At 40.2% G+C, this 13,421-nt stretch carries 13 protein-coding genes; 1 reads left to right on the forward strand and 12 read right to left on the reverse strand.

Annotated features, from left to right (window positions below; translation table 11 throughout):
* Positions 1-2 precede the first annotated feature (2 nt).
* From LQ203_RS09975 to LQ203_RS10020, 10 genes are all read right to left on the reverse strand, one after another.
* Entirely contained in the window at positions 3-1,064 is a 1,062-nt protein-coding gene (locus tag LQ203_RS09975; protein ID WP_230157595.1) for a phosphotransferase family protein, read from the reverse strand.
* Positions 1,065-1,094: 30 nt separating this feature from the next.
* A complete protein-coding gene (locus LQ203_RS09980) occupies positions 1,095-1,496 on the reverse strand; it encodes a thioesterase family protein (protein ID WP_230157596.1) in 402 nt (133 codons plus the stop codon).
* A gap of 15 nt (positions 1,497-1,511) precedes the next feature.
* On the reverse strand, positions 1,512-2,291 hold the full coding sequence (locus LQ203_RS09985; protein WP_230157597.1) for an enoyl-CoA hydratase: 780 nt from the start codon (positions 2,289-2,291) through the stop codon (positions 1,512-1,514).
* Positions 2,291-3,175: a 3-hydroxyacyl-CoA dehydrogenase family protein gene (locus LQ203_RS09990; RefSeq protein ID WP_230157599.1), complete on the reverse strand. Its 885-nt coding sequence runs from the start codon at positions 3,173-3,175 to the stop codon at positions 2,291-2,293. The genes LQ203_RS09985 and LQ203_RS09990 overlap by 1 nt, the downstream gene beginning before the upstream one ends.
* Positions 3,176-3,219: 44 nt before the next feature.
* A complete protein-coding gene (locus LQ203_RS09995; RefSeq protein WP_230157602.1) occupies positions 3,220-3,783 on the reverse strand; it encodes a TetR/AcrR family transcriptional regulator in 564 nt (187 codons plus the stop codon).
* A 71-nt stretch (positions 3,784-3,854) separates the two neighbouring features.
* Entirely contained in the window at positions 3,855-5,465 is a 1,611-nt protein-coding gene (locus LQ203_RS10000) for a long-chain fatty acid--CoA ligase (RefSeq protein WP_290370572.1), read from the reverse strand.
* 37 nt (positions 5,466-5,502) lie between these two features.
* Entirely contained in the window at positions 5,503-6,276 is a 774-nt protein-coding gene (locus tag LQ203_RS10005; RefSeq protein ID WP_230157606.1) for an SDR family oxidoreductase, read from the reverse strand.
* On the reverse strand, positions 6,273-7,502 hold the full coding sequence (locus LQ203_RS10010; protein WP_230157607.1) for an acyl-CoA dehydrogenase: 1,230 nt from the start codon (positions 7,500-7,502) through the stop codon (positions 6,273-6,275). Before LQ203_RS10010 ends, LQ203_RS10005 begins: the two co-directional genes overlap by 4 nt.
* 125 nt (positions 7,503-7,627) lie before the next feature.
* Positions 7,628-9,022, reverse strand: coding sequence for an ATP-binding protein (locus LQ203_RS10015; protein WP_230157608.1), 1,395 nt, complete (start codon positions 9,020-9,022; stop codon positions 7,628-7,630).
* Positions 9,023-9,163: 141 nt separating this feature from the next.
* Positions 9,164-10,516, reverse strand: a complete 1,353-nt coding sequence (locus LQ203_RS10020; protein ID WP_230157609.1) for a TrkH family potassium uptake protein — start codon at positions 10,514-10,516, stop codon at positions 9,164-9,166.
* Between the two features lie 232 nt (positions 10,517-10,748).
* Between LQ203_RS10020 and LQ203_RS10025 the strand changes: the two genes are divergently transcribed.
* Positions 10,749-10,943: an alpha/beta-type small acid-soluble spore protein gene (locus LQ203_RS10025; protein ID WP_230157610.1), complete on the forward strand. Its 195-nt coding sequence runs from the start codon at positions 10,749-10,751 to the stop codon at positions 10,941-10,943.
* Between the two features lie 56 nt (positions 10,944-10,999).
* Here the strand turns inward: LQ203_RS10025 and LQ203_RS10030 are convergent, their stop codons facing one another.
* Complete coding sequence (locus LQ203_RS10030) at positions 11,000-12,265, reverse strand: anti-sigma factor domain-containing protein (protein WP_230157611.1); 1,266 nt, start codon at positions 12,263-12,265, stop codon at positions 11,000-11,002.
* Positions 12,262-13,008: an RNA polymerase sigma factor SigI gene (sigI, locus tag LQ203_RS10035; RefSeq protein ID WP_230157612.1), complete on the reverse strand. Its 747-nt coding sequence runs from the start codon at positions 13,006-13,008 to the stop codon at positions 12,262-12,264. Before sigI ends, LQ203_RS10030 begins: the two co-directional genes overlap by 4 nt.
* Positions 13,009-13,421: the final 413 nt, after the last annotated feature.

Below are 13,421 nucleotides of genomic sequence, written 5' to 3' on the forward strand. Positions count from 1 at the left end.
TATTAAACTTCCTCCACTGCTACATTTGCTGCATGGGTGAGCAAGCTTTTTACGGTTTTTCCAAGTTTGGAAAAGCGGGGATCACTTGTCTGGCCTTTTTTATATCGATAATAGATTTGCTGAAGGATGACAGCTAACTTAAAGTAACCAAAGGTTAAATAAAAATCGACATTCGAAACATCCCTTCCACTTCTCGCTGCATACGATTCGATAAATTCCTTTCGTGTCAGAAAACCATTTAAAGTAGTGATGGACGCTTGGCCCAAACCGAATTTGATTAATTCTGGATCACCACTTTCCGTCCAATAGCTTAAAGCCACTCCTAGATCTGCCAGTGGATCGCCAACTGTGGACATTTCCCAATCGAATAGTCCAACCATTTCGCTAAGATCTTGATTAAACATTGCATTATTGATCTTATAGTCATAATGGATAATGGAGGTCTGGCTATATTTTGGGATATTCTGCTTCAAATAATTGATAAGCGGCGCCACTTCTTTGATTTCATCAGTCTTTGCTCTCTCATATCGGGAAATCCAGCCGTATACTTGTCTTTCGATGAACCCCTCAGGTTTGGAGATTTCCGCTAATCCCGTTTTCTCATGGGGAATGGAGTGTAGATCTGCCAGCCGATTGACCAATACATTAGAAAGCTGGCGGCATCGTTCAAAAGTAGGCTCGATTCCCTCGGGAAATTCAGTATCTATTACAATTCCATGTTTCCTTTCCATCAGGAAAAAAGGGGCACCAGCAATTGATTCATCATCCGAAAAAAGGATAGGCTCTGGAGCAGCTTGAAAATACGGGTTGATTCGTGAAAGGATATGATGTTCACGTTTCATATCATGTGCCTTTGGAGCAACAGGACCAAGCGGAGGTCTTCTCAGTACAGCCTCCCACTCCCCCATTTTCAGCTGATAGGTCAAATTGGAATAGCCCGTTGAAAATTGTTGCAGTTCTAACTTTTCCTTGGGAAGGTCCAACACATTTTTTCTGAGGAAATCTTCTAATGCATCAAGATTAAGCTCCTCGCCAGGCCGAACTGGAATTGCATCACCAACCATATTATTCCACCCCTTTAGACTTTTACCATTTTAATTATGAACAAGATGTAAGATGAGCTTTTCTTTAATCATTTCCGGAATAGGTTCGCTTTTTTGATTCGAAAAATTAAAAAAGACTAAAACCGCACTCCCCTTGGCAATGGACGCACCAGTTTGTGAACAAAGGATTTCATGGGCCATATCACAGCTTTTCGTACCTACCTTTGTCAAAGAAGTTCTAATGGTCAAGAGTTGATTGAAATATCCCTGTGCAATAAAATCGCATTTTGTGGAAGCTAACAAAAAATTCCATGATTCGGCATTTGTCGTCAGACCCAAAGCTTCAAAAAATCTTATACGTGCTTCTTCCAGGTATATGAAATAGTTTGTGTTATTGATGTGTCCCAAAGCATCCGTTTCGGAAAAACGGACGTTGACTTCTAATTCATGCATAAAATCCCTCCTAGATTATCGATGAACGAAAGCAGGTTTACGCTTATCCAAGAATGCAGAGACCCCTTCTTTCACATCTTCAGTTTGGAAGATTTCTTCAAAAAGATCCGTTTCAATTTCTAGACCTTGTTCAAGCGTTGCCTCGCTTCCTTCATTGATCGCCTTCTTGATTCTCGACAGTGATTGAAGGGAGTGCCTCGTCATTCTTGAGGCTAAAATCTTCGCCTCTGATAAGCCACAGCCTTGCTCGACGATTTTATTGACGAGCCCGATTTTTTCCGCTTCTTTAGCATCAATTGGATCACCGGTAAAGATCATTTCCTTTGCTTTGGCGTTTCCAACAAGTCTGGACAATCGCTGTGTACCACCAGCTCCTGGAAATAACCCTAATTTGACTTCCGGCAGGCCAATTTGAACCTGTGTTTCGGCAACGCGCAAATCACAGGCCAAAGCCAGTTCGCATCCGCCTCCTAAAGTCAACCCGTTTAATACGGCTATCGTAGGTTTAGGGAATTGGTCGATTTTGGTTAAGACCGCATGACTTTCCTTGACTCTTTCTTTGATATTCGGATTTCCCATCATGGTTGGGAATTCTTTTATATCTGCACCAGCCGCAAAAGCCATATTGCCTCCACCAGTTATCAGTACTGCTACAATTTCATCATCATTTGAAAGTTCTGTGAATATTTCTCCCAATTCCCTGAATACTTGTCTGCTGATTACGTTTAATGGAGGATTATCAATGGTTATGATTGCAAGCTTATTTTCGTTTTCCAATCTAATCAACTTTGGCATCAATTCTTCACTCCTTGATTCGGATATTCATACCAACCCTTACCAGTTTTCCTTCCTAAATGTCCCTGTTTCACTTTTTCTTCTATACATGCATTTGGCTTATCTTCTGGATTCCCTGTTTCATTATATCGCTGCTGCATGACAAAATACCCCACATCAATTCCTGATAAATCCATCAGTTCAAAAGGGCCGATGGGATGGCTTAATGCTTTTCTGCAAATTAGATCGATATCCTTATAGTCCACAATTCCTTCTTCATACAAATATAAAGCTTCACGCTGCAGTGCACCCAATATCCGATTGGCTACGAATCCCGATATTTCTTTCCTTAATAAAACACCTGTCCTATTCATTTTCTGGGTGACTTCCATCGCTAGCTTTGCTGTTTCTTCTGATGTTTGATCACTCATGACAACCTCAACACAATCCATAATTAGAGGTGGAAAAAAGAAATGCATATTAATAAACTTATCCGGACGGTTTGTCACACTTGAAAGCAAGCTATTGACAATCGTTGAACTATTCGTAGCAAAAATGGTTTCTGCTGGTGCCAATTCCTCCAGTTTAGCAAAAACTTCACGTTTCACTTCAAGCTTTTCGACAACCGCTTCAATGACTAAATCAGCTCCACTGGCCGCTTTCTCCAAATCCGTCGTATATTGAAGTCGACTAAAAGCTGCCAATTTACGATCTTCAGACAATTTTCCTTTTTGAACCCACTTAGTCAAAATAACATCCAATTTTTCCTTGGCCTCATTCAATGCTTTTTCTTGAACATCTTGAAGAATCGTCTCGTAACCTCCAAGTGCAGCGAGCATCGCAATTTGATGCCCCATCTGGCCAGCTCCAATTACGGTTATAGATTGAATTTGCTTGTTGGTCATGTCATCTATCTCCCCTCTACTAACTAGTTAGTATGTAACCTCTATCACGCTTCAATCCCCTGTAGAATCATCTCCATGAAAATACGTGCCACTTCCTGTTCATTTTTTTCCCCTTCTGGGTCGAACCAATGATAGCTCCAATTGACCACACCCAATATTGCAAAAGAGATGATGGATGCATCGAGATTGGACCGCAGTTCTCCGCTCTCGATGCCAGTAATCAGTACCTGCTCGATTTTATTACGGAACAGATCTCGCTTAGGCAGGATTTGTGCCAGTTTTTCATCACTTAGATTTTTCATTTCGCGGAAAAAGACCATTGCGCTTGACTTTTTAGTCTTAATGCTTTTTAAAAGCATATACACCATATCAAAAAGCTTATCCTTACAACTTTTTTCAGGGTCCAAAATGATTTTTTCCTGCTCACTAAGCAACTCGTCAATATAAGCGAGATGAATATCCATTAGCAACTGCTCTTTACTCGTAAAGTAATAATAAAACGTTCCCTTCGTAACCCCAACCGATTCGACGATATCAGTAATCGACGTTTCACTAAAGCCCTTCTTTTCGAATAAGCGTATGCTATGTTCTGTCATTTTTTCTTTCATGTAAGCATCCTCGCAATCTGTTAAAATTTCAGCTGAATTGAAACCATACGCTTTCGTACTATCAAATCCACTTATCTCCTGGAAAATTCTTCTCTTAAAGCACGCCTTAAAATCTTTCCGACATTTGTTTTCGGTAACTCCTCACGAAATTCGACGACATGCGGAACTTTATATGCCGATAGGTTTGCTCGGCAGTAATCGATGATTTCCCGTTCGCTTGCCTTTTGATTATTTTTAAGTACTAGCACCGCTTTAACCGACTCTCCTCGATACGCATCCGGAACTCCGATGACAACCGCTTCCAGGACAGCAGGATGTTCATAGAGAACTTCTTCCACATCACGAGGATAAATATTATAACCACTTGCGATGATCAAATCTTTTTTCCTGTCGACAATAAAGAGATATCCTTCTTCATCAACTTTGGCGATATCACCCGTATAAAGCCAACCATCCCTAAGAGTCACAGCCGTTTCCTCTGGCATATTCCAGTAACCTTTCATCACTTGTGGTCCTTTGACGACCAATTCCCCCATCTCGCCGGGGGCCACCTCTTTTGTCCCGTCACCTAGATCCATCACCTTATAATCAGTCGAAGGGATACCAATCCCGACACTCCCAGGCTTTCTTTCGGCAAATACGGGGTTACAATGCGTTGTTGGCGAAGCTTCCGTAAGACCATAGCCTTCCAATATCTTCGCACCTGATTTCCGTTCAAACTCACGTAGGAGTTCCACGGGCATAGGTGCACTTCCGCTGTTACAGAGCTGTATGGAGCCCATTCCATATTCTTCTGCTTTAGGATGATTCGTCAACGCTACATACATGGTTGGTACACCAGGAAAAGTCGTCGGCTGTTCACGCTTTATCGTTTCAAGCACTTCCTCTATTTCAAATCGTGGCAGCATGATTGAATCCCCCGCTATATACACGGATAAATTCATGGCCGAGGTCATTCCAAAAACATGAAAAAGCGGTATGACCGACAACGTTCTTTCTGAGCCCATTTTTAATTCATGCTTGAAGAATTCATACGATTGAACAACGTTAGCCAGAATATTGCCATGCGTCAGCATTGCCCCTTTTGAACGGCCTGTCGTTCCTCCCGTATACTGAAGAACGGCTATATCATTTTCCGGGTCGATCGTTACTGGATTGATTTTTCCGTCTCCTGACTTCATGAATTGATCAAAGGATGCATCAGGTTGGAAATCTGCTTCCGATGGCTGCAGGCTCACTGCGATAATATTTTTCACATTTGCGTGCTGCTGCACACTTTTGACTTTCGGATATAAACCGTCCAATACCACAATCGTTTCTGCCCCGGAGTCCTGTAGGATATGCTGCAACTCTCTTTCAACCAGCATTGGATTGATTTGTGTGATAATCGCTCCTGTGGTCAAAGATCCATAATACGCAATGACGTATTGGGGACAGTTAGGCAGCATGATGGCGACGCGATCGCCTTTTTGGACACCTTTTTTTTGAAGGGCTGAAGCAAAGGCTTGCGACGCATGAAAAAGTTCCTGATAAGAAATCTTCCGACCATAAAAAGTAATAGCTGTATTGTTTGGATAGGACTCATATGCATGTTCAAGAATTCTTTGCATCGGAAACTCAGGAACCTTTATTTCCTTTGATATTGAATCAGGATAAACGGACAGCCATTTTTTTTCGTTCATCATTCCATACCCTCCAGCCATATTTACTTACTTTTCATTACATTGCATGCGAACCCCCATCAACAATCAAGATATTACCAGTCACATAATCAGATGCTTTTGAAGCTAGGAAAACCGCTGCACCTTTTAAATCATCCTCACTCCCTAACCTTTTAAGCGGAGTGGAATCCAAGATCGGATTCTTCCCTTGTTCAAGCACCCCTTTACTCATTTTTGTCGGGAAGAATCCAGGTGCGATTGCATTAACATTGATATTATGCTGGCCCCATTTTACAGCTAAATCTTTTGTTAAAACAATGACCGCCCCTTTGCTCGTATTATATCCGACCGTATCAAGCACCCTCGGGTCCGTCCCTCCTAATCCAGCGACAGAAGCGATGTTTATGATTTTTCCATGTCCCTGTTCAATCATGACCCTGCCTACAGTCTGGCTCATGATAAAGGTTCCAGTTACATTGACATTCATCACCTTCTGCCAGGCTTCCAGTGGCATGTCGACAGCTGGAGCTCCCCAAGATGCCCCGCTATTGTTCACTAAAATATCAATGGAACCAAATTCCCGGTAAGTTTCGTTAACGACTTCCTGTACATCTGAAGGATTGGTGATATCACACTTGAAGGAAAGTGCCCTGACTCCAATACTTTGCAAGCGAGAGGCAACTTCATCGCATGCTTCCTTCTTCCTGGAACAAAGAACGACATTGGCACCTGCTTCGGCAAAGCCGGTCGCTATTTGTTCTCCCAGCCCCCTCCCCCCACCGGTTATGATTGCCGTTTTACCAGTCAAATCGAATAGGTCGGTAACTTTCATATCTTCACCTCATGCTTCTGTTGGTATTTTCGAAGTTCTATTTTAGCTACTTGTGACCGGTGCACTTCATCCGGACCATCAGCAAGCCTCAACGTCCGGGCATTTGCCCAATGTGCAGCAAAAGGGAAATCATCGGAGATCCCCGCAGCTCCAAACCCTTGAATGGCCCGATCCAGCACTTTCAATGCCATATTCGGTGCAACCACTTTAATCATGGCTATTTCCGCCTTCGCTTCCTTGTTCCCGACAGTATCCATCATATAGGCAGCCTTTAGAGTCAGAAGCCTTGCTTGTTCGATTTCAATCCGTGAATCAGCCACCCATTCCATGATCACACCTTGTCTAGCCAAAGGTTTTCCAAACGCGACACGACCTTGAATGCGCTTACATAATTCTTCAAGTGCTCTTTCAGCAGCCCCTATCAGCCTCATGCAATGATGTATCCTCCCAGGTCCGAGTCTTCCCTGGGCAATCGCAAACCCTTTGCCTTCCCCCCATAGAATATTCTCAGCAGGAACCCTCACATTTTCAAAATTGATTTCAGCATGGCCATGCGGTGCATGATCGTAACCAAAAACAGGAAGCATTCTCTCGATTTTGACACCCGGTGTATCTAGCGGTACAAGAATCATGGACTGTTGTCCATGCTTGGTGGCTTCAGGATCCGTCTTGCCCATGACAATGGCAATCTTGCAACGGGGATCGCCTGCTCCTGAGGACCACCATTTCCGGCCGTTTATGACATATTCATTTCCTGACTTTTCAATCCTGCACTCAATATTGGTCGCATCTGAAGAAGCTACGTCTGGTTCTGTCATAGAGAAGCATGAGCGGATTTCCCCAGCAAGTAACGGCTTCAGCCAGCGTTCCTTATGTTCATCTGAACCGTACCTCACCAACACTTCCATATTTCCGGTATCCGGCGCATTACAATTGAAGATTTCGGGTCCAATCATCGACCTTCCCATGATTTCACAAAGCGGTGCATATTCTAGATTTGTTAAACCCGCTCCATGACTGCTATCAGGTAAAAATAAATTCCATAATCCTTCTTCCTTTGCTTTTGCGGTTAATTCAAATAAAATTGGCGGTATTTCACTCCATCGGCTTCCCTGTGATTCTAGTTGCTTTTTGTATACGGATTCATTGGGGTAGACGTACTTTTCCATGAATTCCCTTAACTTCTTTTCCAGACTTTTCACCTTTTGAGAATGTTCAAAATTCAAAATGAATTCCCCCTTTTAAACTAACTAACCGGTTAGTATGTTGTCACTTTTACAGTATACACGCAATTTTCCGTTTTTTCCAATAATTAGTTACTTATTTTCCGATTTTTCAGACAATTAATTATTTATTTTCCTGATTGTTCAAGCTCCTTTCCCTGGACAGTATTGTTCCCGCTTATATCCTTTGGTTGGACGGCAGGGAATACACATACGATTTTCGTGCCTTTTTTTAGCTCACTTGTGATGAAAACTTTGCCACCATGCTTTTCGATGATTTTAAAACAAACGGAAAGACCCAATCCTGTTCCTGAGGATTTGGTAGTGAAAAACGGTTCTCCCACTTTTTTAAGGGAGTTTTCCGGAATACCTTCCCCCTCATCCAAAATGCTTACATAAACTTCCCCATTTTTTTCATATACACTAACAAATATATTTCCGCCGTTCGGCATCGATTCTATCGAGTTTTTTATCATGTTTATTAGTACTTGTTTGATTTGATTTTCATCAAAGTAAAGGAAAATAGGTTCTGTATCATAATTTTTATGAATTTGAATATTGTTCAGTACGGCGTTTGTCTCCAACAGTGTTACGACATGGTTGCAGCTTTCTTTTAAATCCTTCTCAAGAAAAAACGCTCCAGTCGGTTTCGAAAGCAACAAGAGTTCATTAAGAACTTGCTCGATCCGGTTTATTTCTGAAAAAATTATTTCATAGTATTCCTGTTTATCGGCATTGCCATCTTTAATCAACTTTACAAATCCTAATATAGCTGTCATTGGATTCCTGACCTCATGTGCAATCCCTGCCGCAAGTTGGGCAGCTGTTGATAACTTGCTTGAGGTGATCGCCAAATGTTCGTTAAGGCTTACAAGCTTTTCTTCTGCATGTTTCCGTTCATTAATTTCCGATAATATTCCTGCCGTCCCTATGAATTTCCCTGCGTCATCGTAAATCAGTTTTACGAATGCTTCAACCCAACTTGTCCCCTTTTTTGAATCATTCAGTTTAATGTCCACTCGAAAATATTTATTTCCTTGATGAAATGATTCCGCAAACGCCTTTAATACGGCTTGATAAGAAGTGTTATCCATATGTTTAGAAAAGTGCAGCCCGAGAGATTCATTTACAGTTGCACCACTCATCGATTTCCATGCTGGGTTTAAATACAGCCATTTTCCTTTTTCATCCGTTTGGAAAATAACCTCATTGAAGCTATTGACCAATTCTTTGGAGTACTTGGAGAAAATACGATAGCGTCCTTCGCTATCTTGTAATAAAGCAATTGTTTTCCGTTTATTATCATAGATAGCACCCAAACACCAAGCTATGGATAAACTGACGATTAAGTATATTCCTTCAAAGGCGGAAAACCTGCGTTCTTCATGATCCAGCCATCCTAAATAGGGCAATAACAATATGAAGAACAGGGCAGGAACAATGATCCTTCCAATATATTTCTTTATTTCCTCCACCTCCTTTACGAAAATGATATAAACTTCATCCGATCGAATTCCAGGCAAGTAAGGGTTCAAATTGAGCATAAAGTATATAAATACGTTAGATAACTCACTTATAGGTAAATTTCAACATTTTATCTTTGATTCCTGCTAATAAGACAAAAAACCTTTCCACGATGGAAAGGTCTCTGTTCTGCTATCTCCTTACCCAATAATGACGCGCTCTTTTGGATAATGATAAATTTCCGTAACTTCTTTGTGGCCTATAATAAACAGGAGGGACGTGATCCCGACCCGTCCAATAAACATAATGATCATAATGACAACTTTACCGGTATTACTGAGATCAGGCGTTACTTGCATCGAAAGTCCAACTGATCCAAAAGCCGAACATACCTCAAAAATAATTTGAGTTAAGGTAAAATTCTCGGTAATCGTTAAAATGAAGACGGCCATTATGCATAGGAGCGACCCCATAATCATAACTGCAGTCGCCTTTCTGATATCATCAGGATGAATCTCCCGTTTGAATACTTTAATGGAGCGCCTCCCCCTCATGAAATTCCATAAGAAGAGAATCATAATAGCCAGAGTGGTTGTACGGATCCCCCCACCGACTGAACTTGGGGATGCTCCAATGAACATCAGTATGCTCATCACTAAAAGGGTTGGTTCCGAAAAATCGCTCACATCCATTGTTGTTAACCCGCCGCTTCGCGTATTGGATGACATAAATAAAGAGTAGAAGAACGACTCATGCCAGTTCTTATCTTTTAAGAACCCATTCATTTCCAGCAGGAATATCAGAATCGTTCCCCCAATGATCAAGGAAAAGAAAGTGACCGATGTCAGTTTCGTGAACAAAGAAAAATGAAACTTATAAGTACGGGCCTTATTGGATAAAAATTCTTTCAACTCAATCAAGACCGGAAACCCGATGGCTCCAAGAGTAAGTAGAATAATCGTGATGAACTGTACAAAATAATCCCCTTTAAAAGGAATCATCGATATACCGGTGATATCAAAACCAGCATTCGTAGTGGCACTGATAGCCAAAAATAAACCATTTATAAAGGCGTCTTTCCAGTTCGGAAAATAATTCAAAAAATAAACCCCTAAAACAAGGGCGCCAATCATTTCAATTACGACAAATATCTGAATGATTTGGATCAATAATTTAACAAGACCCGACAGATTCGATTGGTTTTGATCCGTCATGATCAATTGCCTTTCCTTCAGGCCTATCTTCTTGCCCAATATCAGCCAGAAAAAGGTTCCGAGTGTCATGATGCCAATCCCGCCAAATTGGAGAACGAACATCAGAATGAAGTACCCAGCCTCACTAAAAACATCAGGCGTGCTGACTACGGTTAAGCCTGTAACACTGACTGCACTGACAGCTGTAAATAGTGCGTCAATGAATTTCCACTCAACCCCAGGTTTTAGAGCAACCGGCAGACTCAGCAATATTGTCGAGATGCTCACAGCTAAAAAATAATAACCGACGATAAGCTGTGCTGGTGTTAACTTTGATAATATTTGTTTAATAGCAACCATTAAGAGTTTCCTTTCTTACTCCTTTATGGTTATGTGGATCACATAACCATTGAAACTCTAGTTTACCCTTTTTTCATTCTTTTTTCCAATCTCTTTTGAAACTAACTTACATACAACAATAAGGCAGGTTTACCAATAAATTTGATGCTGTTCATGTAAGTAAAACTCTTGATTCTACTTATACTATCATTACAGCGGCAAAAGCCGTTGAAAAGTAAAGGGGAGATTTAAAATGGCTAACAACAGCAGCAACAACCTTCTAGTTCCTGGAATTGAACAAGCATTAGAACAAATCAAATATGAAATTGCATCAGAATTCGGTGTACAATTAGGTTCCGATACGTCATCACGTGCAAATGGGTCAGTTGGCGGAGAAATTACGAAACGACTTGTAGCACAAGCTCAATCACAACTTAAAGGTCAATAATTCAAAACACAATTGAATATCCATGGCTAAGAGTCCAGCTCCGTGCTGGACTCTTTTTAATTATTGCGTCCATGCTTGTTTTCATCATTCCCATTACCCCGTTTCCACTTATCCCTCTCTTGTTTATCTTTTTTATTTTCGTGCTTACTATGATCGTTTTTATTCTTTTCTTTTTCTCTTCCCTTTTCTTTGTCTGGATATCGTCTCTCAACAAGCTTTTTATCTGCCTTTTCATTTTTCTGTTTGTCCCTTAATTGGTTACTGTGGTTACTTTGGAGATTGTGATTATTTCGGGTGCTTTGACTGCTGTGGTTACTTTGGGTGCTGTGCTTACTAACTGATTCCCTTTTTGGCTCCTTATTTTTTTTCTTAAAGTCATTTATCTCATTCCGGTTTTCATTTTTATCTTCACTATTGGTTTTTTCTTTAGTTGGGGCAGGAACCGTTTCTAGATTTTGCCGTACCATTGGTTTGGCTTCCTTTACAGTCTTTTGTTTTATTTCATTTGAATTGTCCTCTTTTTTCTTTTCTTCGTCCGAACTGCTCTTATTGCTCTGCGCTGCACTCTTCTCAGTCGAACTATCGACCTTTTCCTCAACTTTTTTTTCAGGTGCTGCTGGTACAGGTTCTCTCTTATTCACTTTTACCTTTTCTGTATCTTCATTCAACTTCTTTTCGACATATTTACCTGTGGATATTCCTTGTTCCTTTGCTTGCTCCCGATCTTTTTTTGTTGCCTCAATCACTTTCATCTTTGTTTTTGAAACATTATCCTGCTCAGATATTTCTTTTATCTCTTCTTTTAAGTTCTTATCGAATTTTTTATCTTTATCCAATACAGTTGTGGAAACAACTATTTGTTTTTCTCCTTTCAAATATCCAAGTTGCTTCGTCGTTGCAACGATTCGATTTGTAACCGCCTTAATATCCTTACCTCTCCAATTTTTCAGCTGATCAATCACAAGCTTGCCGTCTGCGTTTAAGCCGGTAAGTTTGAGCACTTCTAAATGATCGTCAAGCTCCAATTCAATACTAGGATTCACATCTATTGTCATATATGCCGACACATGACCAGAGAAATACGATGGAAGAATCAAAAAAAGAATCAGAAAGGTAGAGGCAATGCTTATCACGGCCTTTTTTTTGAAAGATGAATGAAAGCTGGGCAAGGAAAAAGAGACCTTTTGTTTAACAGGTGCAAAAGTGATTTCTTCACCCACTTCATATACACGTTCCTGTCTTTTGGTTTTTAGAAATTCACCCTCGGGGGTCAATAGGGTAACAAAACTCTTATTAACTGAAAGAATAACTCCTTTTTTCATCCATTGATAGCCCCTTTAATATAATCATTCAAGTACAAAAAATCTCCGTTTATTATGATTGCCACAGCAATGATGTACTTTCGGTTCCGTTCAATCGTTTTTCTGCTTACATCCACTTTTCCTTCAAGCTGTTTCACTGGCAGTCGCTTTTTTGCAAACAGGATTTCTTTCAGTTCGTCATCGTCCATTAACATTTTAGCGATCATTATAGCTCCTTTCCTAGCATCCGCATGTTTTGGAGAGTTTTCAACGAGATCCTCAAATGACAGACCAAAATCCTGTAGATGGTTTATATAAAGCTGAATTTCTTCTTTCCTTTTTTCCGTTTCTTTTTGCTTCTCGTATTCATGAATCGAATTTTCATTATCGATATATATGTGGCTTTGATTATCATCATCATCATTCAAAGATAGATCCAGAAGGATTTCTTTGCGTTTCGACTGGCTTCTTAAATAGTCTATAACCCTTCGTTTAACGAGGGTTTCGGCAAATGCCAATAAAGAACGGCCTTTTTCCGGGGAATATTTGTCGATTGCCTCATTAAAAGCAATCATTCCTATACTAAATTCATCATCTGATTCGTATATGTAACGCTTGCAAACTAATGAGACGGTTTTTGCTATAAATGGTTTGAATGACTCTATTGTATCATTACGAAGGCTTAAATCGCCTTGTTGAATTTTCAATACGGTTTCTTCTAAAGAACGCTTTTTTTTGAATGCTGTAAACAACAAACCAAGCATCTGCTCACCTCGCTCCTGTTGAACATAAAATACGCATCAACATATTTATCTTAAGCGGAGGGAGACTAAAAGACAGTACCAAAAGAACTATTTTTGCGATATAAATAAAATCACATAATATATCCACATGATAAAATACTTAGTTTTTTCTCGTTTATTACAGTGCAATTACAGTAAAATATCTTTTTCCGCCGTTTTTACAAATCCATGGGACAATTGTCATTTTTATAACCGGAATTTAATATTTACATCTAAACATATCATTCGTAAACATGCATGGACTTTTGTGGGTAATCTCCATAAATCGATATTAAAAAACTGTTTTGATCTATAAAGATAATGACTCTGACTAGCACTCGATAATAATTGTGTCTAAATTTTTTAGGGCTTTAAAATTTGTTCCACTCCAGGCA

It is taken from the genome of Peribacillus sp. Bi96 (assembly GCF_918698115.1).
GTDB lineage: Bacteria > Bacillota > Bacilli > Bacillales > DSM-1321 > Peribacillus.